At 55.1% G+C, this 25,628-nt stretch carries 26 protein-coding genes, 1 tRNA gene and 1 rRNA gene; 18 read left to right on the forward strand and 10 right to left on the reverse strand.

Translation table 11 applies throughout. From position 1 onward, the window contains the following. Positions 1 to 135: 135 nt before the first annotated feature. Both rrf and FHW17_RS05985 read left to right on the forward strand, forming a co-directional pair. Positions 136 to 250, forward strand: a 5S ribosomal RNA gene (gene rrf, locus FHW17_RS05980). Positions 251 to 597: 347 nt separating this feature from the next. Further along, positions 598 to 674 (forward strand) — tRNA-Met (locus tag FHW17_RS05985). A 218-nt stretch (positions 675 to 892) separates the two neighbouring features. Here the strand turns inward: FHW17_RS05985 and FHW17_RS05990 are convergent. From FHW17_RS05990 to FHW17_RS06000, 3 genes are all read right to left on the reverse strand, one after another. After that, a complete protein-coding gene (locus tag FHW17_RS05990) occupies positions 893 to 1,867 on the reverse strand; it encodes a WD40 repeat domain-containing protein (RefSeq protein ID WP_182509424.1) in 975 nt (324 codons plus the stop codon). A gap of 170 nt (positions 1,868 to 2,037) precedes the next feature. Then, positions 2,038 to 3,150, reverse strand: coding sequence for a GTP-binding protein (locus FHW17_RS05995; protein ID WP_112528923.1), 1,113 nt, complete (start codon positions 3,148 to 3,150; stop codon positions 2,038 to 2,040). A 109-nt stretch (positions 3,151 to 3,259) separates the two neighbouring features. Beyond that, entirely contained in the window at positions 3,260 to 4,006 is a 747-nt protein-coding gene (locus FHW17_RS06000; RefSeq protein ID WP_182509425.1) for a creatininase family protein, read from the reverse strand. A gap of 334 nt (positions 4,007 to 4,340) precedes the next feature. Here FHW17_RS06000 and FHW17_RS06005 point away from each other — a divergent pair, with 334 nt between their 5' ends. The 4 genes from FHW17_RS06005 (at position 4,341) to FHW17_RS06020 (ending at position 7,517) form a co-directional block, all read left to right on the forward strand. Continuing rightward, complete coding sequence (locus FHW17_RS06005) at positions 4,341 to 4,832, forward strand: MarR family transcriptional regulator (protein WP_112528919.1); 492 nt, start codon at positions 4,341 to 4,343, stop codon at positions 4,830 to 4,832. Positions 4,833 to 4,922: 90 nt separating this feature from the next. Continuing rightward, the gene (locus FHW17_RS06010) at positions 4,923 to 5,816 is read left to right on the forward strand and encodes a DMT family transporter (RefSeq protein ID WP_210275821.1); all 894 of its coding nucleotides are present in this window, start codon (positions 4,923 to 4,925) and stop codon (positions 5,814 to 5,816) included. A 146-nt stretch (positions 5,817 to 5,962) separates the two neighbouring features. Continuing rightward, the gene (locus FHW17_RS06015; RefSeq protein ID WP_112528917.1) at positions 5,963 to 6,982 is read left to right on the forward strand and encodes a LacI family DNA-binding transcriptional regulator; all 1,020 of its coding nucleotides are present in this window, start codon (positions 5,963 to 5,965) and stop codon (positions 6,980 to 6,982) included. A 97-nt stretch (positions 6,983 to 7,079) separates the two neighbouring features. After that, complete coding sequence (locus FHW17_RS06020; protein ID WP_113097695.1) at positions 7,080 to 7,517, forward strand: hypothetical protein; 438 nt, start codon at positions 7,080 to 7,082, stop codon at positions 7,515 to 7,517. Between the two features lie 6 nt (positions 7,518 to 7,523). Here the strand turns inward: FHW17_RS06020 and FHW17_RS06025 are convergent, their stop codons facing one another. Next, entirely contained in the window at positions 7,524 to 8,294 is a 771-nt protein-coding gene (locus FHW17_RS06025) for a gamma-glutamyl-gamma-aminobutyrate hydrolase family protein (RefSeq protein WP_112528913.1), read from the reverse strand. Positions 8,295 to 8,550: 256 nt separating this feature from the next. Here FHW17_RS06025 and FHW17_RS06030 point away from each other — a divergent pair, with 256 nt between their 5' ends. Continuing rightward, positions 8,551 to 9,657, forward strand: a complete 1,107-nt coding sequence (locus FHW17_RS06030) for a TRAP transporter substrate-binding protein (protein WP_112528911.1) — start codon at positions 8,551 to 8,553, stop codon at positions 9,655 to 9,657. Between the two features lie 68 nt (positions 9,658 to 9,725). Here FHW17_RS06030 and FHW17_RS06035 read toward each other — a convergent pair whose 3' ends face one another. Together FHW17_RS06035 and FHW17_RS06040 are read right to left on the reverse strand one after the other, a co-directional pair. Further along, complete coding sequence (locus FHW17_RS06035; RefSeq protein ID WP_182509426.1) at positions 9,726 to 11,495, reverse strand: TRAP transporter large permease subunit; 1,770 nt, start codon at positions 11,493 to 11,495, stop codon at positions 9,726 to 9,728. Beyond that, the gene (locus FHW17_RS06040) at positions 11,488 to 12,069 is read right to left on the reverse strand and encodes a TRAP transporter small permease subunit (RefSeq protein ID WP_112528907.1); all 582 of its coding nucleotides are present in this window, start codon (positions 12,067 to 12,069) and stop codon (positions 11,488 to 11,490) included. The genes FHW17_RS06035 and FHW17_RS06040 overlap by 8 nt, the downstream gene beginning before the upstream one ends. A gap of 274 nt (positions 12,070 to 12,343) precedes the next feature. On the opposite strand from FHW17_RS06040, the gene FHW17_RS06045 reads away from it, so the two are divergent. Beyond that, the gene (locus FHW17_RS06045) at positions 12,344 to 13,093 is read left to right on the forward strand and encodes an SDR family oxidoreductase (RefSeq protein WP_182509654.1); all 750 of its coding nucleotides are present in this window, start codon (positions 12,344 to 12,346) and stop codon (positions 13,091 to 13,093) included. Here FHW17_RS06045 and FHW17_RS06050 read toward each other — a convergent pair. Beyond that, the gene (locus tag FHW17_RS06050) at positions 13,090 to 13,989 is read right to left on the reverse strand and encodes a branched-chain amino acid ABC transporter permease (RefSeq protein WP_113097699.1); all 900 of its coding nucleotides are present in this window, start codon (positions 13,987 to 13,989) and stop codon (positions 13,090 to 13,092) included. The two genes, FHW17_RS06045 and FHW17_RS06050, sit on opposite strands and share 4 nt — an antisense overlap. Before the next feature lie 65 nt (positions 13,990 to 14,054). On the opposite strand from FHW17_RS06050, the gene FHW17_RS06055 reads away from it, so the two are divergent. The 8 genes from FHW17_RS06055 to FHW17_RS06090 all read left to right on the forward strand — a co-directional run bounded on the left by FHW17_RS06055 (position 14,055) and on the right by FHW17_RS06090 (position 21,681). Further along, positions 14,055 to 14,663: a CGNR zinc finger domain-containing protein gene (locus tag FHW17_RS06055; protein ID WP_112528900.1), complete on the forward strand. Its 609-nt coding sequence runs from the start codon at positions 14,055 to 14,057 to the stop codon at positions 14,661 to 14,663. Next, the gene (locus FHW17_RS06060; RefSeq protein WP_246706748.1) at positions 14,656 to 15,168 is read left to right on the forward strand and encodes a hypothetical protein; all 513 of its coding nucleotides are present in this window, start codon (positions 14,656 to 14,658) and stop codon (positions 15,166 to 15,168) included. Before FHW17_RS06055 ends, FHW17_RS06060 begins: the two co-directional genes overlap by 8 nt. Before the next feature lie 229 nt (positions 15,169 to 15,397). After that, on the forward strand, positions 15,398 to 17,704 hold the full coding sequence (locus FHW17_RS06065; RefSeq protein WP_112528898.1) for an EAL domain-containing protein: 2,307 nt from the start codon (positions 15,398 to 15,400) through the stop codon (positions 17,702 to 17,704). Positions 17,705 to 17,795: 91 nt separating this feature from the next. Further along, entirely contained in the window at positions 17,796 to 17,942 is a 147-nt protein-coding gene (locus FHW17_RS06070) for a DUF3096 domain-containing protein (RefSeq protein ID WP_091878304.1), read from the forward strand. Positions 17,943 to 18,089: 147 nt separating this feature from the next. Further along, the gene (locus tag FHW17_RS06075; RefSeq protein ID WP_112528896.1) at positions 18,090 to 18,311 is read left to right on the forward strand and encodes an aa3-type cytochrome c oxidase subunit IV; all 222 of its coding nucleotides are present in this window, start codon (positions 18,090 to 18,092) and stop codon (positions 18,309 to 18,311) included. A gap of 163 nt (positions 18,312 to 18,474) precedes the next feature. Further along, positions 18,475 to 19,860, forward strand: a complete 1,386-nt coding sequence (locus FHW17_RS06080; protein ID WP_112528894.1) for a Re/Si-specific NAD(P)(+) transhydrogenase subunit alpha — start codon at positions 18,475 to 18,477, stop codon at positions 19,858 to 19,860. Beyond that, positions 19,860 to 20,270: an NAD(P) transhydrogenase subunit alpha gene (locus FHW17_RS06085; protein ID WP_091878297.1), complete on the forward strand. Its 411-nt coding sequence runs from the start codon at positions 19,860 to 19,862 to the stop codon at positions 20,268 to 20,270. Before FHW17_RS06080 ends, FHW17_RS06085 begins: the two co-directional genes overlap by 1 nt. A 10-nt stretch (positions 20,271 to 20,280) precedes the next feature. Further along, positions 20,281 to 21,681 carry an NAD(P)(+) transhydrogenase (Re/Si-specific) subunit beta gene (locus FHW17_RS06090; RefSeq protein WP_112528892.1) on the forward strand — a complete coding sequence of 467 codons (1,401 nt, stop codon included), beginning with the start codon at positions 20,281 to 20,283 and terminating at the stop codon, positions 21,679 to 21,681. Between the two features lie 49 nt (positions 21,682 to 21,730). Here the strand turns inward: FHW17_RS06090 and FHW17_RS06095 are convergent, their stop codons facing one another. From FHW17_RS06095 to rpsU, 3 genes are all read right to left on the reverse strand, one after another. Beyond that, positions 21,731 to 22,333, reverse strand: coding sequence for an NAD(P)H-dependent oxidoreductase (locus FHW17_RS06095; RefSeq protein WP_112528890.1), 603 nt, complete (start codon positions 22,331 to 22,333; stop codon positions 21,731 to 21,733). A gap of 23 nt (positions 22,334 to 22,356) precedes the next feature. Next, a complete protein-coding gene (locus FHW17_RS06100; RefSeq protein WP_227988245.1) occupies positions 22,357 to 23,202 on the reverse strand; it encodes a tetratricopeptide repeat protein in 846 nt (281 codons plus the stop codon). Positions 23,203 to 23,316: 114 nt separating this feature from the next. Next, positions 23,317 to 23,568: a 30S ribosomal protein S21 gene (rpsU, locus tag FHW17_RS06105; RefSeq protein ID WP_091878290.1), complete on the reverse strand. Its 252-nt coding sequence runs from the start codon at positions 23,566 to 23,568 to the stop codon at positions 23,317 to 23,319. A 410-nt stretch (positions 23,569 to 23,978) separates the two neighbouring features. On the opposite strand from rpsU, the gene FHW17_RS06110 reads away from it, so the two are divergent. Both FHW17_RS06110 and FHW17_RS06115 read left to right on the forward strand, forming a co-directional pair. Beyond that, positions 23,979 to 25,232, forward strand: a complete 1,254-nt coding sequence (locus FHW17_RS06110) for a sarcosine oxidase subunit beta (RefSeq protein WP_105733032.1) — start codon at positions 23,979 to 23,981, stop codon at positions 25,230 to 25,232. 24 nt (positions 25,233 to 25,256) lie between these two features. Further along, the gene (locus tag FHW17_RS06115) at positions 25,257 to 25,625 is read left to right on the forward strand and encodes a sarcosine oxidase subunit delta (RefSeq protein WP_113097705.1); all 369 of its coding nucleotides are present in this window, start codon (positions 25,257 to 25,259) and stop codon (positions 25,623 to 25,625) included. The last annotated feature ends 3 nt before the right edge of the window (positions 25,626 to 25,628 follow it).

Here is a 25,628-nt window from a genome sequence, read left to right on the forward strand (position 1 = left end):
CAAGGCTAACGCACGGTCAGTGCAAAAGTCAGTAGCTAATTGTCAGTAGTCATTCATTTTACTACTCACTACTCACTACTCACTACTCACTACTCCCCAAAAACCAGCTTCTCTTTCATCGTTGCTCTTTGCTGACCTGGTGGTTACAGCGGAGCGGCTGCACCCGATCCCATTCCGAACTCGGCCGTGAAACGCTCCAGCGCCAATGGTACTTCGTCTCAAGACGCGGGAGAGTAGGTCGCTGCCAGGTCTGCCAAGCGCAACATGAAATCAGAACACCTCACAAATTCAATACCAAACAAGCAAAGGCCGCTCATCGCGGCCTTTTGCTTTTGCAAAACAAAACACACGATTTTGCATATCAGCTCACGATTTTGCAAAGCATCGGACAAAAGAGCATAATAACCAGCAGGCCGTAAGGCACATCTTACCGTTCAGCCACAGCGCAAAGCGCAGGGGCGAACAAAAGCGGCAAAAGCTGCTTGGTAGCGCGGGGTGGACCAGCCTCCCCGTCCGACCGCAGAAGCCTTCTTCAGCTTCGAGGACGGACAAACGGAAATATCCGGGCTGTGGCGGCATACATGCCGTAATTGGTGGCGCGGGGTGGAGCAGCCCGGTAGCTCGTCAGGCTCATAACCTGAAGGTCACAGGTTCAAATCCTGTCCCCGCAACCAACCATTCCCTATATAAGCTTCTCAAAATACCAATCTTCCCGGCAGGCTCAGAGCCTGAAGCGTGAGTGGTCGGCGGCAAAGCCGCGAAAACAGTCCAGTGGATTGAAAGACCCGAACGGACGCGTTGAACTCCGAGCAAACGAAAGCCCGCAAAAGCGGGCTTTCCGGGCCGTACGTCGTTACTTAAATACTATTTTGATCAAGCGCGGAAAAAGAGATTACGCCGTAATATCCACAACGCCGCAATCGCCGCTCTCGCTGCCAAATACGAGGCGGTGCCCGGTTCTGTCCCAATCCATCGACGAAATTGCGCCCTTGCCGGGGCGGCGCAGCAGCACTTCTTTCTGATCCCCAAAGCGCCCGACAAGGATCATGCCGTCGGAATAGCCAATCGCGACTATATCCTCGACGGGGTGACAGGCGACGGCGGTCACGGCACTGTCGCCGCGCGTGCCAAGTTCCAGTGGCGCCTTGCCCATCGGGCCGTCCTTGCCCGAAAATGGCCAGACAACGGACGCCGGCGCACCTGATGTCGCCAGCCATTTGCCCTTCGGGCTCCACGACCAGCTTTTCACCTTGTTGGGATAGCCAGTCATGCGCATGTGCCTGTTATCTTCCAGACGCCAGCCATGCAGCGCGTTTTCCTGCATGGACGTGACAAGGAATCGGTTGTCAGGCGAGAAAATGACCGAGACGTGCGCGCCTTTCCATTCCAGCTCTGTCGGTGTTCCATTGGTGGCAGGCCAGTGCAGCGTTACGCCATTATAACGGGCAACTGCCAACCGCAGGCCTTTCGGCGCAAAGGCGAGGCCTTCCACGCTGCGCTCATGAACCAGTTCCCGCACCGAACCATCAGGCGCGCGCACCCAGGCGATCTTTCCCGAGGCATAGGCAATGGCACCGTTCGGTGCCACCGCCAAGGCAGTCATCCATTTGCGTGGTATCTTGCTGAGTTCGGTGACTTCGCCATTCAATCCCGTCGAACAGACGCGGCCATCTTCTCCACTTGTAAGTAATGACTTACCATCTGAAGAAAGCACCGCACAAAGAAGACCGTCATGAGCCTCTGTAATCTTATGGCCATTGTCGAGCCGATGCACCGTGCCATCGGCGAGTGCAAAGAATGGAACGTCCTGGACAAAACGGGCGTCAATGCAGTGACCGGTCAGATCAAGCGGGGCAATAGTCGGCATAGATGGCAAGCTCATGAACTGGATTGAAATGACGCCCGGAATGGCAAAAAGAAACAAACAGGAATGTGAAAGGCAATGCCTTTCGTTCGTGCGAGGCTGCTCTTACAGCGGTATCGGCATTCGAACGAAAGACATCATGCCATTTCAATTTCATTCAATATGTTTGTAGCCTAGGCGAGACAGCTTTCAAGTCCGGATTTCAGCGCATCGTGGTCGAGTTCGCGACCGATGAAGACAAGGCGGCTTTCGCGCTTTTCATTGTCTTTCCATGCGCGCTGATGATCACCTTCAATAATCATGTGGACGCCCTGAATAACATAGCGCTCATGATCATTCTTGAATGCGAGAATGCCTTTCAGTCGCAGGATGTTCGGCCCCTGATCCTGAGTGATTTTCTGGACCCAAGGAAAAAACTTGTCGGAATTGAGTTCGCCCACGCGCAGGGAAACCGAGATCACAGTTGTATCGTGAATCGGCGACGCGTGATCATGGTGGTGATGATGTCCATGGTGGTCATGGTCATGATCGTGATGATGGTGCCCGTGATCATGGTCATGATCACAATCGGGGCCGCAGGCATGATCAGGATGATCATGATCAAGGAAATGCGGGTCGTTTTCCAAGGCGCGTGTCAGATCGAAGGCGCCGCGATCGAGCACGCGGGTCAGATCGATACTGGCGCGCTCGGTCTTATGGATGACCGCATAGGGGTTGATGGCACGAACGGTTGCCTCGACGCCAGCCAGTTCTTCCGGCGTTACCAGATCTGTTTTGTTGAGCAGGACAACATCAGCAAAGGCAATCTGGTCCTCGGCTTCGCGGCTGTCCTTCAGACGCAATGGCAGATGCTTGGCATCGACAAGGGCGACCACAGCATCGAGCATGGTTTTGCTGCGCACGTCATCATCCATGAAGAAGGTCTGGGCGACGGGAACAGGATCAGCCAGACCCGTTGTCTCGACGATGATCGCATCAAAGCGGCCGGGGCGGCGCATGAGGCCCTCGACCACGCGGATCAGGTCTCCGCGCACGGTGCAGCAGATACAGCCATTGTTCATTTCATAGATTTCTTCGTCGGATTCGACGATCAGGTCGTTATCAATGCCGATCTCGCCAAATTCGTTGACGATGACCGCATAACGTTTGCCATGGTCTTCGCTCAGAATACGATTGAGCAGCGTCGTCTTGCCGGAACCGAGATAACCGGTGAGAACGGTGACGGGGATCTGAGGAATGCGCGCGGTGTCAGGCGCAGCATTGGTGGTCGTTGGAGCTTCACTCATCGTGTGCCTCTTTGAAAGGATGAACACAGGATATAGGTGATCATGACGGGTTTTGCCACATCCGATGTGTTCAATTGCGTGAATGGTTTGTTCAAGCGGATTGAGCCTGTCACGCAAAAACCGAACAGTCGAAGCGGTCGACATCCTCGAGCAGTTCGATCATGCCCTTTAAACTGTGTGCAATGAACTTTTCTCCAGCCTCTGCCGTGGCGCGGGAGGCATCGCCGGCAACACCAAGCCTGTTCAGATCTGACATTTTCCAGCCAAAGGCATGCGGACCATAGGCACGCAAATGTTTGTAGGTCTCGATATATAGTCGTTGGTTCGAATCAAAGTTTTGTGCCTTCGCCATTTCGACCCTTTCCGGGTAGAGCGCCAGCATCACCGAGGTTTCGATAAAACCGCCATGGATATCGAGCGCTTTATCCTGCGGAGAAATAAGCCCATCCGGCAAACCAAATCGCGTCCAGCTTGTTGCGACAGCAAGCATATTGAAACGAACCCGCAGTTCCGTGGCGACAATTGTCATCAGCGGAGAATTGCCGCCATGGGCGTTGAGAATGACCAACTTGGACAGGCCGCGATCTGCGACGCCCTTGCCGATATCGATCCAGCGGCGGACAGCCTCGTCAAAAGCCAGGGTTTTCGTTCCTGCAACATCCATGTGTTCGATGGAGTAACCAACAGGCTCAACCGGTAGAAAATCGACTGAAAGCGTTGCGGGAAGAGCCGGTTTCAGATGGTTGACGAACCCTTGTGCGATCAATGTGTCGGTTTCATAGGGCAAATGCGGGCCATGCTGCTCATGGGCACCAAGAGGAAGAAGAGCAATTGTTTTGGTTGGTGGCGTGGGCATGGGTCACTCACGGGTTACATGGACCCTGTTAGCATAACTGCCTTGATGGAACGAGGGTAGGCATCCCCACCCCGATTTTTATCCGCTTATTTGGGCTCTGGCGGCAATTCGTCGGCAAATTTCATCAGAATGTCATATAAGAATTGTAACGCGGGTTCATCGGGGGATCGGCTTGATGGTGCAGAGCTGAAAATTGAGGCGCCAAAGGTTATTTTCGTTCAAAGTTGAGACTGCACAGCGCCGACATCCTTCGTCTGATAATTACCATTTACCAAAAAGAGCTAGCCGCCTTATCATTAACGGGACAATTGGTTCACAGCGAGCAGGAATTTGAATGGTCAAGGAACGCAAGCCTCTCATTCTTCACCGTCTGCAATCAACCGCTCGGCTGACGCGCACGGCATTGGCCACCCGGCTTTTGGCCCATGGTTTTTATGCGGGACAGGACGCCGTCATGTTGCAACTCGCGCACGAGGATGGTCTTTCGCCAAGTGTATTGGCAAAACGCCTCGGTGTTCGCCCGCCAACAATCACCAAAACAATTTCCCGGCTTCAGACGCAGGGTTTTGTCAAAAAAGAGGGATCTGCGACTGACCAGCGTCAGGCGCATATTTTCCTGACGGACACAGGCAATGAGGCGATCAAAGCCATTGAGAAATCCATTCGCAAGACTGAAAAGGATGCGATGAAGGGTTTTGACAAGAAGGAACGCAAGGCTTTGATCAAAATGCTGCAGCGCCTTGAGATCAATTTGTCGGCTGCTGAACTGTTGCGTCAGACGGGATCGGATGACGATCACGATGATGAGGACGGTGACGACGAGTAATTTTCTGCGCGTCGCGTGCGATTGACCGTTACAAACGGTGCGAAATTGCTAACATGGTGGCCAGTCCTGCCTGTCTGATTGGTTAGCATCTTGTCTGTATCTACTCCTTCCTCTCAGGAAGCCGTTCCTGCTGCTGCGATTCTTTATATTTTTGCAGCGGGCATCCTCTTCTCGTGTCTCGATACAAGCGCCAAATATCTGGTTCTTCAGGGTATACCACCGGCCTTTGTGTCGTGGATGCGGTTTGTCGAGCACGCGGTGCTGGTTCTCATTTTCTTTCGCGGCTGGACCAATCCTGCGCTTTTCAGGGTCAGGAGTTACCGTTTTCAATTGCTGCGCGGACTGTGCCTGTTTGGCTCTACCTATTTCAACTTTTACGCGCTGCAGACCATGCAGCTTGGCGAAACGATCACAATCACATTCGCTGCGCCCATGGTTATCGCGGCACTGGCGGGGCCATTGCTGGGGGAGTGGGCAGGCTGGCGCCGCTGGGCTGCGATTATCGTGGCATTTATAGGCGTGCTGATTATTGCGCGTCCCGGCTTCGGAACGCTCAATCCCGGCTTGCCCTATTCGATACTGGCGATGCTGAGCTACTCGCTCTACGTGCTTTTGACCCGCCGCATGGCTGCCACCGAATCACCTGAGAGCCTGATCTTTTTCTCGGCGTTAGCACCTGCCATTCTTATTTCACCTGCCATAACGGAAGCTGTCCTGCCGCAGACATGGTTTCAGATTGTGCTTCTGCTGATGCTTGGTTTCTTTGGCGGGTTGGGCCATTATCTGATCATTCTGGCCTATCGGCGTGCAACGACAGCTGCTCTTGCTCCTTATCCGTTCCTGCAGATCATCTGGATGCTCGCGTTCGGCTATCTCGTCTTTGACCAGTTCCCCGATGTTTATACGCTTCTGGGGGCTGTCATCGTTATTGCGAGCGGTCTTTACGTCGTGCATAGGGAACACCGGTTGCGGATGCGCTCCTGATTGTCATGTGCCCGGATCGCTATCCAAAGCCAATTGGGGCTTTGCATCGCCTAAGCGGCGAAAGGGCTTTGATTTATCGGGTGGCAATGGCATAACGCCAGAGAACGACAATGTATTTGTCTGACCAGACGGCGAGGAGGCGGTTTTTGGCGCAAAAGATCAAACTATCGACAATTGCCGACGCGCTGAAAGTGTCTACTGCAACCGTATCGCTGGCTTTGCGCGATAGTCCCCTTGTGGCGGACCAGACGCGCGAGAAGATCAAGGAACATGCCCGTGCCATCGGTTATATCTATAACCGTCGGGCGGCCAGTCTGCGTACATCACGCTCGGGCATTGTCGGTGTGGTCGTTCATGACATCATGAACCCGTTTTTCGCGGAAATTTTACGGGCAATTGAGGGCGAGCTTGATCGCTCCGGTCAGACCTTCATTCTGTCGAACCATTATGATCAGCTGGATAAACAGCGCACTTTCATCGAGACCGTTCTGCAACTGGGCGGTGATGGGGTCATCATGTCGCCGGCCATCGGCACGCCCGCCGAAGATATTCGCATGGCCGAGGATAATGGTCTGCCGGTTGTTCTGATCGCCCGTACGGTCAAAGACGCGAATGTGCCAGTGTTTCGCGGCGATGATTCCTACGGCATCAGTCTTGCGACAAACCATCTGATTTCCCTCGGACATACACGGATTGCCATGGTCGGTGGTACGGACCAGACATCGACAGGCCGCGATCGCTATGAAGGTTATCTTCTGGCCATGCAAAAGGCAGGTCTTGAGGTCAAGCCGGAATGGCGCATTCCGGGACCGCGCACCAAACAGGCTGGTTTTGACGCTGCGCCGCAGTTTCTGGCGCTGAAAGATCATCCCACCGCTGCGGTCTGCTGGAATGATCTTGCTGCCATCGGCATGATGAATGGTATTGCCCGCGCGGGCATGGTTCCCGGCGTCGATATTTCCGTGACCGGCTATGATGATCTGGAAGAAGCGGCGATTGCCACTCCTGCTTTGACGACGGTGTGGAATGGTCAGCGCGAAGTCGGCCAGCGTGCAGCACGGGCGCTGCTTGATCAGCTCAACGGCGCTGACACCCATGCACGGCAGGAACTTATCAAGCCGGAGCTGCGTATCCGGCAGTCAACCTCAAAACCCAAAGAGCGGTAGCATCATCAGGCGCGAGAGGCATTCATCGCGCTCTAACGGTTGATTAACGCTGATTGCTTAAGGTCTTTCCGTGCGCGTACGCCCCGGGGAGTTCATTGTGAAACTGAGTTTAACTGCCGGGATCGGCCTCTTCTCCTTTTTTGCTGCTGCTGCGCTGTTTGCGGATTTCGCATCATTCACAGCGTCTCAAAATGTTGATCCGACAACGACTGCCTCGACAGGTCTGACGGAATTCGATGCGCCGGCATTTGTGATCAGCAGTCCGGGCGGTAGTGCCAGATGCAAGGCATTTCCGCAGGAAAACGGCCTACCGGGTCATGATGCCCTGCATGTGAATAAGGATTGCGTGGCGCTTTACCCGCCTCTCGCCAACGCAACGGAATGGCGCAACAATCCGGATGGCACGATTGCATTTGCCGACCAGTCCGGAAAAACCATCGTCGAATTTAGCCCCGGTGACGGGCGCGCCTATGTTAGTGTCGCGCCGCGGTCGGTGCTTTTGTCATTGTCCGCAGCGGGTGTCGACTTGCTCTAAACCGAATTATTCGGCGGCCTGAAGCCTTTCGCGGCTTGCCTTGTGCGCACGCGCGGCATCGCCAAAGGCAGCGAAAATCTTGCGCGAAGGGCTGTCGGTTTTCACCCAGTATTCCGGGTGCCATTGCACGCCAACGGCAAATCCGCGGGCGTTCTTGACCGATACGGCCTCAATGGTTCCATCCTCAGCCACGGCTTCGATATCGAGCTGGGCGGCGGGCTGGTCGATGGCCTGTCTGTGTACGGAATTGACCTGAACCGTGTCCGACTGCATCACATTGGCAAGGCATGAGCCGGGCTTGATGCGCACGGGATGGCGGATGGCGAAGCGCTCAGCCTGTTCGGCGGACTGAGGCGCGCGGTGATCCATACGGCCGTCGAGTTCCTGTATTTCCGTGGCGAGTGTTCCGCCAAGGGCGACGTTCAGTTCCTGAATGCCACGGCAAATGGCAAGCAGCGGCACGCCGCGCTCAATTGCCCGGCGGATCAAGGGCAATGAAGTTGCATCGCGGGCGGGATCATAGGGTTCATGCGCCTCGGTCGGTTCCACGCCGTAGAGAGAAGGATGCACATTGGATTTGGAGCCTGTAACCAGAACACCATCCACACCGTCAAGAATAGCGTCTATGTCGAGGCCTTCGCCAAAGGAAGGGACGATCAGGGGAATGACACCGGCTGCGTCATAGGCCGCTTTCAGATACTGATCGGGTGCTGCGTGCCACGTATAATTTTCAAAGGCGCGAACGTCTGAGGTGATGGCGACGAGAGGCTGCCGCATGGCGATGCTCCAAATAATAATTCTCTCTGGAATGTAGTGTAATTCGGGTGCGTTTCCAATGGCTGCCGACGGCGGGAGGCATTCCGTCGCAAAAGGTGTTTTTTCTGCGGGGATTCACTCTGTTTTAATCAGCGCTTCGTTTGTGTTTTCAGCGGCTGGACTTGAATAGTCGAGCGTGTATGGTGATCTCCAGACCGGGAGCAATGGACAGAAACTGTCCGGGGGGTCTGAAGCGATAAATTCTGGAGGAGAGTATATGGATCGTCGTTCATTCATCAAGAATGCCGGGTTTGCCGGTGCGGGGGTTGCTGCGGCAACCACGCTGGCAGCGCCAGCCATTGCGCAGTCAATGCCGAAGATCACATGGCGCTGTGCGTCATCATTTCCAAAGTCACTGGACACGATCTATGGCGGTGCTGAGGTTCTGTCGAAATATCTGAAAGAGGCAACGGACGGCAATTTTGTCATCCAGCCGTTTGCGGCGGGTGAAGTTGTTCCGGGCCTTCAGGCAGCGGACGCTGCCGCAGCGGGTACAGTCGAACTGTGCCACACCGTTGCCTATTATTACTGGGGCAAGGACCCCACCTGGGCTCTGGGTGCAGCCGTGCCATTTGCGCTTAATGCACGCGGTATGAATGCCTGGCAGTACCATGGCGGCGGCATTGACCTGATGAACGAGTTCTTCAACAAGCAGGGATTGCAGGCCTATCCGGGTGGCAATACCGGCGTGCAGATGGGTGGCTGGTTCCGCAAGGAAATCAAGACTGTTGATGACCTCAAGGGTCTCAAAATGCGCGTCGGCGGTTTTGCTGGCAAGGTGCTCGAAAAGCTTGGTGTCGTACCGCAGCAGATCGCGGGTGGTGATATCTATCCATCCCTTGAAAAAGGTACGATTGATGCCGCCGAATGGGTTGGCCCTTATGATGATGAAAAGCTCGGCTTCCAGAAGGTTGCGCCGTTCTATTATTATCCCGGCTGGTGGGAAGGTGGCCCGACGGTTAGCTTCATGGTCAACAAGCAGAAGTGGGATTCACTGCCGCCAAGCTATCAGTCCCTGTTCCGTACGGCCGCGCAGGCAACTGATGCGAACATGTTGCAGAAGTATGATTATGTGAACCCGCCCGCGATCAAGCGGCTGGTTGCCGGTGGCGCGCAACTGCGTCCGTTCAGTCCGGAAATCCTGAATGCGTGTTTCGAGGCCGCTAATGGCGTCTATGCGGAAATCGAAGCCAGCAATCCGGGATTCAAAAAGATATGGGATTCCATCAAGGCGTTCCGCAACGAGCATTTCCTTTATGCTCAGGTGGCGGAATACACCTTCGATACGTTCATGATGGTGCAGCAGCGTAACGGCAAGCTCTAAGCTCTCTGTTTCCAGATATAAAAAGCCCGGCATCATTGCCGGGCTTTTTCTTTGTCTCAACGTCTACATTACATTTTCGGCGGCTGGCTCAAATCCGGTGCTGCCGGTTGTGCGGGCTGTGCCGGTGCAGGTGCAGGTGGTGGCCCGCCGAGAGGTGGTGCGCTGAGGTCTGTGCCCAATCCCCCGCCGAGGCCGCCTCCCAATCCGCCTCCAAGCCCACCACCGAGGTCTGAGTTCGGAATCTGGATGGTTGCCGGATTAACTGTGCTGGCCGGGCCGGTATAATGCATGACCATTTGCGGGAACATAATCGTCAGAGCCACCATGATGATCTGAATGCCAACGAATGGCACAGCACCCCAATAGATCTGCCCCGTCGTGATGGGCTGGATTTTCTTGCCGGTGATCTTGTCCATATAAGGCACCTTGGCCGCCACAGACCTGAGATAGAACAGGGCAAAGCCGAAGGGCGGATGCATGAAACTCGTCTGCATGTTGATGCCAAGAAGCACGCCGAACCAGATCAGATCGATGCCGAGCTTTTCCGCGACGGGAGCAAGCAGCGGTACGATGATAAAGGCAAGCTCGAAGAAGTCGAGAAAGAAGGCCAGAAAGAACACCAGAATATTGACGACGATCAGGAACCCGACCTGTCCGCCGGGCAGTGAAGCCAGCAGATGTTCTACCCATATCTGTCCGTTGACGCCGTAGAAGGTGAGCGAGAAGACGCGTGCGCCCAGCAGGATGAAAAGAACAAAGGACGAGAGCCGTGTGGTGGACGTCAAAGCGTGCCTGATAACGCCGAGGTTGAGACGCCCCTTGGATGCTGCCATGAGCAAAGCACCCACCGCACCCATGGCACCGCCTTCCGTCGGTGTGGCAATGCCGAGGAAGATCGTGCCAAGCACGAGGAAGATCAGGGCAAGCGGCGGGATGAGAACAATGATCACCTGTTGGGCGAGACGCGACATCAGGTTGAGGCTGAACGACCGGTCAGCCAGTGCGAATGCATAGATCACGATGATGCCGATTGTCGCGCCCCAGATATCGGCGTTGGTGCCAGCGGTAGGTCTAAGCCAGACAATGGCGCCATAGGCGATCATACCGCCAATCGCCAGAGCGATGATCAGGGAGGTAACACCCGAACCCAGCGTGCGTGCTTCAACGGGCAGCGCAGGCATGGATTTCTTGTTGAAGATCGACAGGGTCAGCACATATAGCATGTAAAGACCGGTGAGGATGAGCCCGGGGATCAGTGCGCCGTGATACATGTCACCGACCGAGCGTCCGAGCTGATCAGCCAGAACAATCAGCACGAGGGACGGCGGAATAATCTGCGCCAGCGTGCCGGATGCCGCGATGACGCCTGACGCTACACGCCGGTCATAGCCATAACGCAGCATGATCGGCAGCGAGATGAGGCCCATGGAAATGACCGATGCCGCGACGACGCCCGTCGTGGCTGCAAGCAGCGCACCAACGAAAATGACAGCATAGGCAAGGCCGCCGCGGATCGGACCGAACAACTGGCCGATTGTATCCAGAAGGTCTTCGGCCATGCCGGAGCGTTCAAGAATGATGCCCATGAAGGTAAAGAACGGAATGGCGAGCAAAGTGTCATTCGACATCACCCCCCAGAACCGTTCGGGCAGGGCGTAAAGAAATGGCCAGTCGAGGGTAATCGTCCCGTTGGAATAGGGGGCAAGTTCGACGCCAATAAAGAAAAACAGCAATCCGTTTGCAGCAAGAGCAAACGCGACGGGATAGCCGATCAACATGAAAATGATCAGCGAGGCGAACATGATTGGCGCCATGTTCTGCGCAATAAACTCAATCATTACGCGCCTCCGCCATGGCAACTTCCTGTTCCGCAATCTCTTCGAGACTTAAAGGCGGATTGGGATCGGGAATATCGCCGCGTATCACCGCAATCTTCTTGATGATTTCAGAAACGCCCTGAATGGCCAGCAGCAAAAAGCCCACAAGCAGGATCAGTTTTCCCGGCCATTGGATCAGACCACCCGCACTTGGGGAGCCTTCGCCGCTGCGATAGGACAGGCTGACATAGGGAACGAAGTAGAAGCACATGAGGAGAACGAAAGGCATCAGGAAGAAAAGGTGCCCGAGAAGATCGATCCAATGCTGCACACGGCGGGAAAACGCGCCGTAAACAATGTCGATGCGAATATGTTCGTTCTGTTGCAGCGTATAGGCCGCGGCAAGCATGAAAGCACCGCCAAACAGAAACCATTGCAGTTCCAGCCAGGCATTCGACGATTGGTTGAATACTTTGCGGACAATGGCGTTGCCGGCGCTGACCACAACGGCCAGGAAAATCAGCCAGGCAACATTTCGGCCAACGAATTCATTGAGACGGTCGATCGCTCTCGACACGGCAAGCAAAGCCGACATGCAGTTCCTCCCCATAAGTCCGGCAACTGTTGCAGTTCCCCGGATAATCACCCAGACAGCTCTTCATCCCATAGGCTGCGCCGCTCTTGGAAATGGCGGCAATAGGCCTAACCCGGCTGTCTCTCCCGAATAGTCTGTCTGAACTGTTAGCAGCCCCATACCGGTGCATCAACCCAATTGATTGTCGTTGCGGAACTCAAGCGCTCGGGTGGTTGTCATCGTTGCACGGGCAGTCTAACAGTGGAGAAACAGTTTGATGTTGGTATTGAGTGTAATGACAAGTGCCTCTTCTATTTCCGTTGCAGGAAAGACTATTGCGGTAACGGGTGGATCTTCAGGTTTGGGGCTGAGGATGGTTCAGGTGCTTGCAGCGCATGGTGCCAATGTTGTTTCCATTTCGCGCACGCCCGCACCGGATAATGAACAAAGCCCCAATATTCTGAATATTATTGCCGATGTTACTATAGCCGCTGATATTGAGCGCGCTTTCGATGAGGCGGAACAGAAGCTCGGGACAGTCACGGTTGTCTTTAACAATGCCGGGGTTGCCACGATTGAGCGCGCACTCACCACAACGCGTGAGCAGTTGCGGCATATTTTCGAAGTGAATGTGGAGGGTGCATTCTTTATTGCACAGGAAGCGGCCAAACGCATGATTGCGGCTGGTGTCGGCGGATCGATCGTCAACCTGTCGAGCATTCTTGCCGATGCGCCGATCAAAGGATCGGCTGGTTATGCCATGTCAAAGGCTGCGATAAGCCAGATGACCCGTTCGTTGGCGCTGGAACTGGCGTCCCATGCCATTCGCGTCAATGCCATTGCTCCCGGATGGTTTCCCACGCGCCTCAATGAGGCCATCATGAGTGGCCCCGCGCATGGGTTTCTGAAAGGCAAAAATCCGATGCGCAGGCTGGGCGAACCAGAGGATATTGATGGTGCAGTGTTGTTGCTTGCATCCGACGCCAGCAGCTATATCACCGGCACTGTTATTACGATTGATGGCGGCCATAGTTTGCAGGGCTAGATTCTTTCGGCCTCATCATTGTTCGTGCGCACAGCGAGAACAAAGACCAGCAAAGAGAATACTGCCGCATCGCGCCAGAGAACGGAAAAATATCCGCCCCATAGGGATTCAACCACCCCGACTGCCGCTGCACCCAGCGCAGCATAGAGCGGTCTTGAAAGTCCGCCTGCCGCGGTGATGAACAGGATTTTCAAACCGAAGATCATCCCGGTGGTGAAGCTGATATTGCCGTAGTAAAGCGCAGCCAGAAACCCCGCGATGGCGCAGACGCCGCAAGCTGCGAGGATCGCCTTTGTTCTGACGCGACGCGGATCAATGCCGCACATGGATGTTGCAAAAGGCTCGTCGCTGACCGCGCGCCATATCCGTCCGGCGGACGTGCGCTGCATAACCAGTTCGCCCGTTGTGATGACGGCGAGTGCCACGACAATATTGACGAGTTGCATCTGTGTCAGGCTGATATCAACGCCGGAGCCAAGCACATGAACCGGTTCGGCAAGCATGGGTGGCAGCCAATAATCCCGTGTGTCTGCAGCAAGGCGCGACAGTTCCATCAGAAATATGCTGAGGCCCAGTGTGGCGACGAGCACCGTATTGCGGCTGCCGGTCTCGAGCGGTGTGTAGATCAGTTTCGCGATGGCGTAACCGCCGAGGCCGACATAGATCGCCGCAACAATCAGCCCGAAGCCGAGAGCCAATGGCAGGGTCATCCAGAGTACCGTCCAGCCAAATGCCGTTACCAGAATAAAGGTCTGGCCGGAAAAGGCGAACAGGGCACCAAGTGAAAGGTCTGTGCGATGGGTGATGCCGTGAATCAGCACATAGCCATAGGCGAGCAACGCATAGAGCGCGGCATTGTGGATGCCATTGATCAGCAATTGCAGAAAATAGGCCATCGGCTACTCGCATATTCCTGATCATACTAACTTGCAAAATCAATTTTACCAGTTAGAATTTTTATATGACCTTCGATTGGAATGCGCATCGTTTCAGTGGTGGCGTGCTGGCCCTTGATCTGGCCAACACGGTCATTTTCCGGGAAACCCCCGATCGCGCGCTGGACCGGTTTTCGGACCGGGCAGAGCTACAGCGATTTGCTCAGGCTGCGGCGCATTTCCGCAAACCGGAATGGGGGCAGGCGAGCTTCCGCGCGCCAGCGGCGCAGACGGAAGTGGAGCGGCTTGTCGATGTCAGGGAGGCCATCAACGCGCTGTTTCGAACGGCTGTGCGGGGCGGCGGACTGCGGCCGGAAAATATGGCAACGTTCCTGCAACTCGGTTCGGCGCTGGTTTGTGATGAACCCGGAACACAGGATCTGACCCTGCCAAATGCGTTGGGACGGAAACGGGAACTGTCGCTCGGTACGGCAGCTTTCCTGTCAGCCATGCGGCTTTTGGAACCGGCACGGCTTGAGCGGATCAAGATTTGCCCGAATTGCCATTGGCTCTATTTCGATGAGAGCCGCAACCGCAGCCGCCGTTGGTGCGACATGACCGTCTGCGGAAACCGGGCGAAGGCCCAGAGACATTATCGTCGTAATCGCACACAACCGGACAATGATCATGCATAAGATCGCAAGGCTGCTGCGTATGTTTCTTCTCTTGCCCGCCATGACAGGCGCTCTGGTGCTGGGTGCCTGTCGCGATTCCGGCGAGGGTGATTATCTGGCTGTTGCCGGAAAACTATTCGTCTTCAATTATCGAATTGCGCAGGCAACCTATCACCTGACGCTGACCAAGGTGCGGCGTGTACCTGATGAAGCGACACTTGAAACGACGTTTGAAAACCCGGCTGGTGGAGAGCCACTTACTGTCCGCCAAAAAGTCTGGCCGACGGTCGAAAAGATCGGCATCGACAGTCCGCCAGTCAAATGCGTAAAGGCTGGGCGGGAGTACAAGGTGACAATCCGTCTTGAGGATGCGGGCGGCAAATTACTGCAGACCATCGACCGGACGATGATATCGGACGCGGATCAATCTGACATGCCAGATAAACCGCTGGTGGTCGGGCCGTTCTACGATCCAAACCCCGACAAGGATAAGCCGAACCCCACAACCATTGCCTGTCCAACCTGAAAAATCCAAAACGAATTGGAGCCATAGGTTGTGAACGGTTTATGACACCGGCGTAATCCTTTTAGGAATTGGTAATTCTGTTTCCCATTTGATAAATATCAGTTTGACATGGGGTGCAAATAAATATTCTAAATGCATGCCTCATACATAATCTGAGTATCGTTGGCGTTTGTTCGAAAGTATTCGTTAACGTATCCAATTATGGGTACAGTTATTCACGGACACCTTGATGAAAATTGAACGCAACGAGAGTATTTTTCTCGAAATTCTGTTCCTGCGCACACTTTATGCGAACAAGAAAGCCGTATGGTGGACGTCTGTTGTTCAGATTCTCGCGACGCTGGTTATTTACATAAAAACAAATCAGCCAATTTACGTCGGTTTTGCGGTCGCCTTTTTCGTGATTGTTCTTCTTCGCACTGCAAATGCCAGTGCTTTTGAACAAAAAGATCTTTCGTCAGCTACAATGGCGGATTTGCGAAAATGGGAATGGCGATACCTTCTGGGTGCGGTCAGCACCTGCATTCTGCTCGGTTTGCTGTGCCTGACGAGTATTTATGTTTTTGCGGACACTTCGGCGGCTATTACCAGCGTGGCGATCGTCGTTGCTTCAATGGTTGCGCTGGTAACACGGAACTATGTATCGCCGACGGTTATCATTGGCATGTCCTTTGGTATTCTCGCGCCACTTTTTCTGACATTCATTCTGCTTGGCGGCATTTACAATTGGCTGCTCGCGCTGCTGATCCTGCCGTATTTCTGGAGCAACGTCCGGATTGCCTCGAAGCTGCGGCAATCATTATGGGATGCGCTTTTGGGTAAACAGCAGCTGAGCGTTGTCGTCAGCCATTTCGACGCGGCATTGAACGGTATGCCGCAGGGCCTGCTGATGTTTGATAGCAATCAGAATATCACCGTTGCCAATATGAAGGCGGCGAAGATGATGGGCTTCGATGACCCTGATCAGGTGCATGGTCATTCCCTGCAAAGCCTGCTGCGGCTTGCCCGCGTCAAAGCCTATTTCCCTGAGGAAACCCACGCTTCCCTATCCGCCAAGATGCAGGACCTGCTCACTGGCCGCAAGGAACGGGACATGTTTGTCACGCCCAACAAGCGGCATTTTGAGTTTATGGCAACGCCGGACCCGCAACACGGAACAGTGCTCATCCTGCAGGACGTTACCCGCCGCGCGGAAGCAGAGGCGCAGATCAGCCGTATGGCGCGTTATGACAGTCTCACGGGGCTACCCAACCGCAGCCAGTTTGCCGAGATTGCCAAGACCTATCTTGATGGTATCGGGACGGGAATGCAGATCGCCTTGATGGTCGTTGATGTGGATGGCCTGAAGCGGACCAATGATACGTTCGGCCATCGTATTGGCGATGAATTGTTGCGGGCCTTTGCCGATCGGCTTGCTTCGGTTGATGTGAAACATCCGGTCATCTCGCGTTTTGGCAGCGATGAGTTTGTGTTGCTGTTCTGCGCACCAACGCGCGACGCGATTTTGAAGAGCGTCGAGCGGATTATGGCCGCCATTTCGGGTCAGTACAATGTATCCGGCCAGGAGATCATGACCGGAGCCCATGCGGGCGTGGTGGTTGTCAGCAGGGGTGAATTCGATCTTGCTGTCATGCACATGAATGCTGACCTTGCCCTCGATGCCGCGCGGAAAGACAGCCAAAAGGCCTGGGCTGTTTTTGTTGACACGATGGATCAGTCCTTCCGCAGCAAACAGCGGCTGAAAAACGATCTGCGCAAGGCGATTGCCGAGCGGACCCTGTCGGTTGCCTATCAGCCGATTATCAATGTGCGCACCTTGCGCATGGTCGGGTGCGAAGCGCTTTCGCGCTGGAACCACCCGGATTTCGGCCCGATTTCTCCTGCGGAGTTCATTCCCATGGCTGAAGAAATGGGACTGATCTCGGACTTGACCCGGACGGTCATCGAACAGGCCATCAAGGATTGCAGCCTCTGGGGTTCCAGAATTGCCGTTTCGATCAACCTGTCATCCTATGACCTGCACAATATGGATATGGCCGATATTATCCGGTCAGCCTTGCTGCGATACAACGTGGAACCCGCGCTGATTGAGGTGGAAGTCACGGAAGGTGCAATCATCACCGACCGTGAGGCGACGGGCGGTGTGCTCGAAAGTCTGAAAGCCATGGGCCTGCAGGTTGCCATTGATGATTTCGGCACCGGCTATTCCAGTCTGAGCTATCTGAAAGATTTACCCGTCACCAAGGTCAAGATCGATCGTTCCTTCATCACTGATATTACCGAGGAAGGCCGTTCCCTGAAACTTCTGCGCGGTATCGTGCAGATGACCCATGAACTCGGCCTGTCCGTGACCATCGAGGGTCTGGAAACGCGGGAACAGTTTGCGCTGATCAATCGCTGGATTGGCGCTGAATATGTGCAGGGCTTCCTCTACGGAGCAGCCACGACGGCTGAAAATATTGCCAAGAACTTTGATATCGAAATGGTGCAATTGCCGGTTAAGCCCAATAATGGTGAGGTTGTCACCGTCCATTGATCTGAAATCTCCAAGGGCTTGACCTGCCGGTGATCTCGTCCAAAACTCCTGATGTCAACAAAGCCAGATTCTCGAGGGAGGAATTGCTGTCATGATTGCACAAATTGCCATTGCGCCGCTCGTTGCGCTGATTGCCGGAATCATCATCCTGATCGCGCCGCGTCTGCTCAATTACGTGGTTGCGCTCTATCTGATCATCATCGGAGTAACGGGGCTTTTCCCCCATTTGCTCAGTTGAGATGGTTCGCGGGATTAGCTTGATCGGTAAAATCAGCGCAGGTGCCATTTTTATCGACCGGGAGGCTTTTCAGCGACTATCTGCGCATTGCGCTGCTGCTGCGTTTTCGCTATTGCCAATAGGACTAAGACTTTATGAGGTTTGAAGATGGCTGAACATCACGATACGGCGCCGGCAGAACTTGGCGCACCCATGGACTACGCCGAGCACGAAAAAACCTACAATCTTTTTCTCGCTCTCTCGAAATGGGGTGTGGTTACCTGCATAGGGCTGGTGGCTGCGATGGCATTCGGCTTTTTCGCCGGCGGGTTCTTCTCCGCCACTATTCTGTTTATTATTATTTGTGTGGCTGCCTGGTTCATTCTCTAAAACACGCCCACAAGCGTTGTTCATGAGCCGGGCGGATAATTCTGTTGAAATCCGCTTGCATGAGCGGGCCCATCACCAGAATTGCCAATCGTCATAGCGGGGCAGGCGCGCGGGTCTTCGGGCCACTGACTGCATAGTGACAACATGCTTTGGGGGTGAGGGCTTGGCTCAGACACTGTTCATACCGAAAGAGACCGATGCTGTTGAATCGCGGGTTGGCGGTTCAGCGGAAACGGTCAAAAAGCTTATCGGTCTTGGTTTTTCAGTCATTGTGGAAAGTGGCGCGGGTGTTTCATCCCGCATTCCTGACCGCGAATTTGAAGCCGCGGGTGCCACGATTGGCAAAACCGCCGATATCAGGAACGCCGATGTCGTTCTGAAAGTCCGGCGCCCGTCCTCGGCTGAGCTCAAATCCTACAAAAAAGGCGCGGTTGTTATCGCCATGCTCGATCCTTACGGCAATGATGCTGCCGTCAAGGAACTGGCGGATGCCGGTGTCACAGCCTTCACCATGGAATTCATGCCGCGCATCACGCGTGCGCAGGTCATGGACGTGCTTTCCAGTCAGGCCAACCTCGCCGGTTATCAGGCGGTGGTTGACGCTGCGGAAGAGTATGACCGCGCCCTGCCGATGATGATGACGGCGGCTGGTACGGTTCCTGCCGCCAAAGTCTTCATCATGGGTGTTGGTGTTGCCGGTCTTCAGGCGATTGCAACAGCACGCCGTCTCGGTGCCGTCGTGACCGCAACGGACGTACGTCCTGCCGTAAAAGAGCAGGTTGCTTCGCTCGGCGCGAAATTCCTTGCCGTTGAGGACGAGGAATTCAAGGCGGCTGAAACCGCTGGCGGTTATGCCAAGGAAATGTCGAAAGAATATCAGGCGAAGCAGGCGGCGCTGGTTGCAGACCATATTGCCAAGCAGGATATCATCATCACCACGGCGCTCATTCCGGGACGTCCCGCTCCGCGGCTCGTTACACGCGAAATGTACGGGCGCATGCGTCCGGGCTCTGTGATCATTGATCTTGCGGTCGAGCGCGGCGGCAATGTCGAAGGCGCGGTTGCAGGCAAGATTGTTGATGTCGATGGCGTCAAGATCGTCGGCCATCTCAATGTTGCCGGACGTATCGCAGCCACCGCATCACAGCTTTATGCCAAGAACCTTTTTGCCTTCGTTGAGACGCTTGTTGATAAGGACGCCAAGGCAATCAAGGTCAATTTTGATGACGAGCTGGTCAAGGCAACTGTCCTGACCCATGGTGGCAAGGTGGTTCATCCGAATTTTGCCGGTGCAGCGCCGAGTGCAGCTGCTCCTGCGGCGAAACCGGCAGCCAAAAAGCCTGCCAAAGCCAAGGCTGCACCCGCTGAGACAGTTGGAGTAGCAGCTGAGCCGAAGAAGGCGCCGGTCAAGGCTGCGCCAAACAAGGCCGCTGCGCCTAAAGCTGCCGTGAAAAAAACCGCGCCGAAACCTGCTGCCACCAAGACGGCTGCATCAAAAACGGTCACCCCGAAAACGGCTGCCCCGAAAACGACTGAAGGAGAAGCGTGATGGCTGATACCGCACTCGAAAAAGCTCTTGAAAGTCTCAATCAGGCAACCGAGACAGTTCGCCAAGCCGCTGAAAACCTGCCTGATGCAGCCGGTGCTGTTGCCCATACGGTAACAGGTGGTGCCGTTGATCCCTTCGTCTTCCGTCTGGCGATCTTCGTTCTGGCAATCTTTGTCGGCTACTACGTCGTCTGGTCGGTGACACCAGCGCTGCACACGCCACTCATGGCCGTAACCAACGCCATTTCGTCGGTTATCGTCGTTGGTGCGCTGCTTGCGGTTGGTCTGTCTGCCAGTGGTTTTGCCACGGGGTTTGGCTTCATCGCCCTTGTACTCGCCAGCGTCAATATTTTTGGCGGCTTCCTTGTGACCCATCGCATGCTCGCCATGTACAAGAAAAAAGAAAAGTGAGACCTGAGCAATGAGCGTAAATCTCGCAGCTTTTCTTTATCTCGTCTCCGGCGTCCTGTTCATTCTGGCGCTGCGCGGCCTGTCACATCCAACCACAAGCCGTCAGGGTAATTTCTACGGCATGATCGGTATGGGTATATCGATCATCACGACGCTGACGCTTGCCGAGCCAAGCTTCAAAGGCCTTGGGCTGATTGTCATTGGCCTTGCCATTGGCGGCGGTGTCGGTGCCTATACGGCCAGACGCATTGCCATGACGGCGATGCCCCAGCTGGTTGCAGCCTTCCACTCGCTGGTTGGTCTTGCTGCTGTCATGGTGGCTGCCGCTGCCATCTACTCGCCCAATTCCTTCGGGATCGGCGAAGTCGGTTCGATCCACGGACAAGCGCTGGTTGAAATGTCGCTCGGTGTCGCCATCGGTGCGATTACCTTCACGGGCTCCATCATCGCCTTCCTGAAGCTTGATGGCCGCATGTCCGGCAAGCCTATCATGCTGCCGGGCCGCCATGTGCTCAACGCGGCTCTGGCGATTGCCATTGTCTTGCTGGTTGTGGCGCTGGTGATGAGCGAAAGCCATTTCGTGTTCTGGCTGATCGTTCTTCTGTCGCTGGCTCTTGGTGTCCTGATCATTGTTCCCATCGGCGGCGCGGATATGCCCGTTGTTGTGTCGATGCTCAATTCCTATTCGGGCTGGGCTGCTGCCGGTATCGGCTTTACCCTTGGCAATCTGGCGCTGATCATCACCGGTGCGCTGGTGGGCTCCTCCGGTGCGATCCTGTCCTACATCATGTGTAAAGGCATGAACCGGTCCTTCATCTCGGTTATTCTCGGTGGCTTCGGCGGCGAGACATCCGGTGCAGCAACCGGTGAAGTCGAACAGCGTCCGGTCAAGCAGGGTTCGGCGGATGACGCGGCCTTCATCATGAAGAATGCATCCAAGGTCATCATCGTGCCGGGTTACGGTATGGCGGTGGCGCAGGCGCAGCATGCCTTGCGTGAAATGGCTGACAAGCTGAAGGCCGAGGGCGTTGAGATCAAATACGCCATTCACCCGGTTGCCGGTCGTATGCCGGGGCATATGAACGTGCTTCTGGCGGAAGCCAATGTTCCCTATGACGAAGTGTTCGAGCTTGAGGACATCAACTCCGAATTTGCGCAGGCCGATGTGGCTTTCGTTATCGGCGCCAATGATGTCACCAACCCGGCTGCCAAGACCGATCCGAAATCGCCGATTTTCGGTATGCCGATCCTCGATGTGGACAAGGCTGGCACGGTTCTGTTCATCAAGCGCGGCATGGGCTCCGGCTATGCGGGCGTTGAGAACGAGTTGTTCTTCCGCGACAACACGATGATGCTGTTTGCCGATGCGAAGAAGATGGTCGAAAACATCGTCAAGGCGCTGGATCACTGATCCAACAATTGCCAGACCAAACGAAAAGCCCGCCAATTGGCGGGCTTTTTCATTTCAGGGTCTGTTCGATTGCCTGTTTGATTTTTGTCTCAAAGGCTGCAAGCCGGGCAGGGGCGAGTTTCTCGCAATTGTAGAGCGACAGCATGGAAAACCGCGCCTTGGGTGCGCAGGTGCCGATGATGGCTGTGCCAAGGATGCGGCGGACGGGTCGCCACATGATCAGCCGGTCAATCCACCAAGGGGAGCCGAGCGTCGTGATGGCGATGCAGGAGGTCATCTTGCTGAGGCGCGGGATCATCCGGCCAAAGTCCGGCGCGTGATCATAGGCTGTGCCCGGCACGAACACCCGGTCGATCCAGCCTTTGAGGATTGCAGGCAGGCCGAACCACCATGTTGGAAAGATGAGTATGAGAACATCAGCGGCCTGCAAGGCGTCTGCTTCTTCTTTGACATCGGAGGCGTCATATTGCGGCGCGTAGTAGCTCTGGCGCTCCTGCGGCGAAAGCCGTGGATCAAAACCCTGCTGGTAGAGATCGAACAGCTGCAATTCGTGTGCCGACTCGGCGATCTGCCGTGTCACCAACGCTGTCAGATGCGCCGAAAGGCTGCTTTCAAGTGGATGAGCGGAAACAACAACGAACCGCTTTGCCATGTCAGGATCAGGCCATATCTGGATCAGGAACGCGTGCGCGCCAGACCGTCAAGCGCGGGCTTGTACTTCGGATCAAGCTGCGCCGCCTTGGCATAGGATTTCGCCGCGCGGGCTTTGTCGCCGCGATGCTCGTAGATCAGAGCCTGATTGGCCCATCCCTCGGCAATGGTACCATCCAGCTTGATGGCATTGTTGAAATCGTCAAAGGCGTTGTCATCATCGCCAAGCGCCACATAGGAAATGCCACGGCCATTATAAGGCTCGGCTGCATCAGGTTGCAGCGAGATCGCCGTGGAGAAATCTTCGATTGCCTGCTTATGCTGATTGCGTGCCTGATAGATCAGGCCGCGATTGTGATAGGCGCGCGGATCGGTGGTGTTCAGCTGGATCGCCTGCTGGAAATCGCTGAAAGCCCGGTCCAGTTGTCCGGAGAGGCGATAGAGATTGCCACGGCCAATATAGGCAGCATCATATTGCGCATTGATCTGGATGGCCTTGCTGTAGTCAGCCAATGCCTGAGCACTGTTGCCCATATTGCGGTAAACAAGCGCGCGGTTCGCGTAGGCCTGATAGAAATTAGGGTTCAACTGCAATGCCGTGTTGAAGTCCTTGATCGCGTCGCTGTTGCGGCCGGCGCGGCCAAAAGCCGAGCCACGCACATTATAGGCTTCCGGATCACGCGGATTGTTGCGAATGACGCTGTCGAGTGAGCTGATGTTCTCGGAAGAGCCCTGCGCCTTGTCGATGCCGGTCATATCGGTGGTCGAGGTCTGGCACCCGGCAATAGCCAGTGTGAGAACCGAAGCGATCACCAGTCCGGTGGTGCGCAATGTCTTGAATGCCGATTGCGGGTCGCGATACGAAACCATTTCAAGTGAATGTGTCATATTCCTGATATCCCGTTCAATCGAAAACGCAAAAAGGGCGGTGTGGCGATTGCCACCCCACCCCGTTGTATTGTCAAGACGTTGATAAAGTACTGATCAACGAGCCGCAGAAGGACGGGCCGGTACCTTGCGCGCTGGCATTGGCAGAAGACCTTCGCGCTGTGCCTGCTTGCGGGCCAGCTTGCGGGCGCGGCTGATGGCTTCTGCCTTCTGGCGGGCGCGCTTGATCGAGGGCTTCTCGTAATGATCATGCATCTTCATTTCGCGGAACATGCCTTCGCGCTGCATCTTCTTCTTGAGGACGCGGAGAGCCTGATCAACATTATTTTCGCGTACGAGTACCTGCACGTTTTATCCTGTGTCTCTTAGAATTTCGTTGAGCCTGAATTCTGCGCCCTTACCTTGGTCAGTGGGACACAAATCCAAACTTCGCGACGGTCATCCATCGCAAACTGACGAGGCCATTATCAGAATGACGGCGGAATGTCCATGGTGAAGCTGCTTAAAATGGGGATATTCTTCCATTCAGGCTCGTCACGCCCCTGCGTAATTTTAGAATAACCGGCACGGAACGCCAATCTCCGTCGCAAAATGGCAAAAGACCTTTGAGCGGATACGATACTGATGCATAAAAGTGCGATCCTGCGCTTGAAAATCGATGTCGATTTCAGGACAGGGTATTGCTCTCGAAATTGTTGGAACACGTCGCTCTGCCGAGGTCATCTGAAATGGCCGGACGCTCTGCAAAGGATTGAATGATGCGGAAATATTCAGTGTTTGCTTTGGCCCGCGAGGCATTGCGCGCCCATAAAGGGTGGGATCAGCAATGGACATCGCCCGAACCCAAGTCGGAATATGACGTCATCATTGTTGGCGCTGGTGGACATGGTCTTGCCACGGCCTATTATCTGGCCAAGGAACACGGCATCACCAATGTTGCTGTTCTGGAAAAGGGCTGGCTTGGCGGCGGCAATACCGGCCGTAACACCACGATTATCCGCTCCAATTATCTTTATGACGAATCGGCAGGTATTTACGAACATGCCGTGAAATTGTGGGAGGGTCTCAGTCAGGACCTTAACTACAACGTCATGTATTCGGCGCGCGGCGTCATGATGCTGGCGCACAATATTCACGATGTTCAGGTGTTCAAACGTCATATCCATGCAAACCGGTTGAACGGCATTGACAATGAATGGCTGACGCCGGAACAGGTCAAGGAATTCTGCCCGCCGATCAATCTGTCTGCCGATGCGCGTTACCCGATCATTGGCGCGGCATTGCAGCGGCGCGGCGGCACGGCCCGCCATGATGCGGTTGCATGGGGTTATGCCCGCGCGGCGGCTGATCGCGGTGTGCATATCATTCAGAACTGCGAAGTGACCGGTATTCGCCGCGCCGCCAATGGTGCGGTTGTGGGTGTCGATACCAATCGTGGCCCGATCAATGCCAAGAAGGTCGGCGTCGTTGCTGCCGGGCATACCTCTGTCATCATGAATATGGCGGGTGTGCGCATGCCGCTGGAAAGTTATCCATTGCAGGCGCTGGTATCCGAGCCGGTCAAGCCGCTTATTCCCTGCGTGATCATGTCAAACACCGTTCACGCCTATATTTCGCAGTCTGATAAGGGCGAAATGGTCATCGGTGCTGGTACGGACCAGTACACGTCGTATTCCCAGACCGGCGGCCTGCACATCATCAACCACACGCTGGATGCGATCTGCGAAATGTTCCCGGTGTTGACGCGCCTGAAAATGCTGCGGTCATGGGGTGGTATTGTTGACGTGACGCCTGACCGTTCGCCAATTTTGGCCAAGACACCAGTGCCGGGTCTTTATGTGAACTGCGGCTGGGGAACTGGCGGGTTCAAGGCAACGCCGGGCTCCGGCAATGTGTTTGCCCATACGATTGCCCGCGATGAGCCGCACCGGATCAATGCGCCGTTCACGATCGAGCGCTTCACCACTGGCCGCCTGATCGACGAAGCCGCCGCCGCTGCCGTAGCGCACTGACATTCAAGAAACGAGACGACGACAATGCTTCTCATCAAATGCCCCTATTGCGAAGAAGAACGCCCGGAACTGGAATTCCGCAATGCGGGTGAAGCGCATCTCGTGCGCTCCCCGGCGATTTCGGAACAGTCGGACGATGATTTTGCCGGTTTCCTTTATTTCCGCCAGAACCCGAAGGGCCTGCAGTTTGAACGCTGGCGGCACATTCACGGCTGCGGTCGCTTCTTCAATGCGGTGCGCGATTCGGTGTCGGATAAGTTCCTGACTGTCTACAAGGCAGGTGAGCCCCGCCCGGATGTTGAAACACTGCTCAATCCTGATGCCGCTTTGGCGCCTGCCGCCGCTGAACCCGCAAAGAAACGCGCCCCCCGCGCCAAGAAAGGGGAGCTATAAGCC

The organism is Phyllobacterium sp. P30BS-XVII (assembly GCF_014138335.1).
GTDB lineage: Bacteria > Pseudomonadota > Alphaproteobacteria > Rhizobiales > Rhizobiaceae > Phyllobacterium > Phyllobacterium meliloti.

What these genes read in the sequence shown, in the direction of transcription:
- FHW17_RS05990 (WP_182509424.1), bottom strand. Translation starts at nt 1,867, where the DNA reads ATGCCGACTATTGCCCCGCTTGATCTGACCGGTCACTGCATTGACGCC.
- FHW17_RS05995 (WP_112528923.1), bottom strand. Translation starts at nt 3,150, where the DNA reads ATGAGTGAAGCTCCAACGACCACCAATGCTGCGCCTGACACCGCGCGC.
- FHW17_RS06000 (WP_182509425.1), bottom strand. Translation starts at nt 4,006, where the DNA reads ATGCCCACGCCACCAACCAAAACAATTGCTCTTCTTCCTCTTGGTGCC.
- FHW17_RS06005 (WP_112528919.1), top strand. Translation starts at nt 4,341, where the DNA reads ATGGTCAAGGAACGCAAGCCTCTCATTCTTCACCGTCTGCAATCAACC.
- FHW17_RS06025 (WP_112528913.1), bottom strand. Translation starts at nt 8,294, where the DNA reads ATGCGGCAGCCTCTCGTCGCCATCACCTCAGACGTTCGCGCCTTTGAA.
- FHW17_RS06030 (WP_112528911.1), top strand. Translation starts at nt 8,551, where the DNA reads ATGGATCGTCGTTCATTCATCAAGAATGCCGGGTTTGCCGGTGCGGGG.
- FHW17_RS06035 (WP_182509426.1), bottom strand. Translation starts at nt 11,495, where the DNA reads ATGATTGAGTTTATTGCGCAGAACATGGCGCCAATCATGTTCGCCTCG.
- FHW17_RS06040 (WP_112528907.1), bottom strand. Translation starts at nt 12,069, where the DNA reads ATGTCGGCTTTGCTTGCCGTGTCGAGAGCGATCGACCGTCTCAATGAA.
- FHW17_RS06045 (WP_182509654.1), top strand. Translation starts at nt 12,344, where the DNA reads ATGACAAGTGCCTCTTCTATTTCCGTTGCAGGAAAGACTATTGCGGTA.
- FHW17_RS06050 (WP_113097699.1), bottom strand. Translation starts at nt 13,989, where the DNA reads ATGGCCTATTTTCTGCAATTGCTGATCAATGGCATCCACAATGCCGCG.
- FHW17_RS06055 (WP_112528900.1), top strand. Translation starts at nt 14,055, where the DNA reads ATGACCTTCGATTGGAATGCGCATCGTTTCAGTGGTGGCGTGCTGGCC.
- FHW17_RS06060 (WP_246706748.1), top strand. Translation starts at nt 14,656, where the DNA reads ATGCATAAGATCGCAAGGCTGCTGCGTATGTTTCTTCTCTTGCCCGCC.
- FHW17_RS06065 (WP_112528898.1), top strand. Translation starts at nt 15,398, where the DNA reads ATGAAAATTGAACGCAACGAGAGTATTTTTCTCGAAATTCTGTTCCTG.
- FHW17_RS06070 (WP_091878304.1), top strand. Translation starts at nt 17,796, where the DNA reads ATGATTGCACAAATTGCCATTGCGCCGCTCGTTGCGCTGATTGCCGGA.
- FHW17_RS06075 (WP_112528896.1), top strand. Translation starts at nt 18,090, where the DNA reads ATGGCTGAACATCACGATACGGCGCCGGCAGAACTTGGCGCACCCATG.
- FHW17_RS06085 (WP_091878297.1), top strand. Translation starts at nt 19,860, where the DNA reads ATGGCTGATACCGCACTCGAAAAAGCTCTTGAAAGTCTCAATCAGGCA.
- FHW17_RS06090 (WP_112528892.1), top strand. Translation starts at nt 20,281, where the DNA reads ATGAGCGTAAATCTCGCAGCTTTTCTTTATCTCGTCTCCGGCGTCCTG.
- FHW17_RS06095 (WP_112528890.1), bottom strand. Translation starts at nt 22,333, where the DNA reads ATGGCAAAGCGGTTCGTTGTTGTTTCCGCTCATCCACTTGAAAGCAGC.
- FHW17_RS06100 (WP_227988245.1), bottom strand. Translation starts at nt 23,202, where the DNA reads ATGGTTTCGTATCGCGACCCGCAATCGGCATTCAAGACATTGCGCACC.
- FHW17_RS06110 (WP_105733032.1), top strand. Translation starts at nt 23,979, where the DNA reads ATGCGGAAATATTCAGTGTTTGCTTTGGCCCGCGAGGCATTGCGCGCC.
- FHW17_RS06115 (WP_113097705.1), top strand. Translation starts at nt 25,257, where the DNA reads ATGCTTCTCATCAAATGCCCCTATTGCGAAGAAGAACGCCCGGAACTG.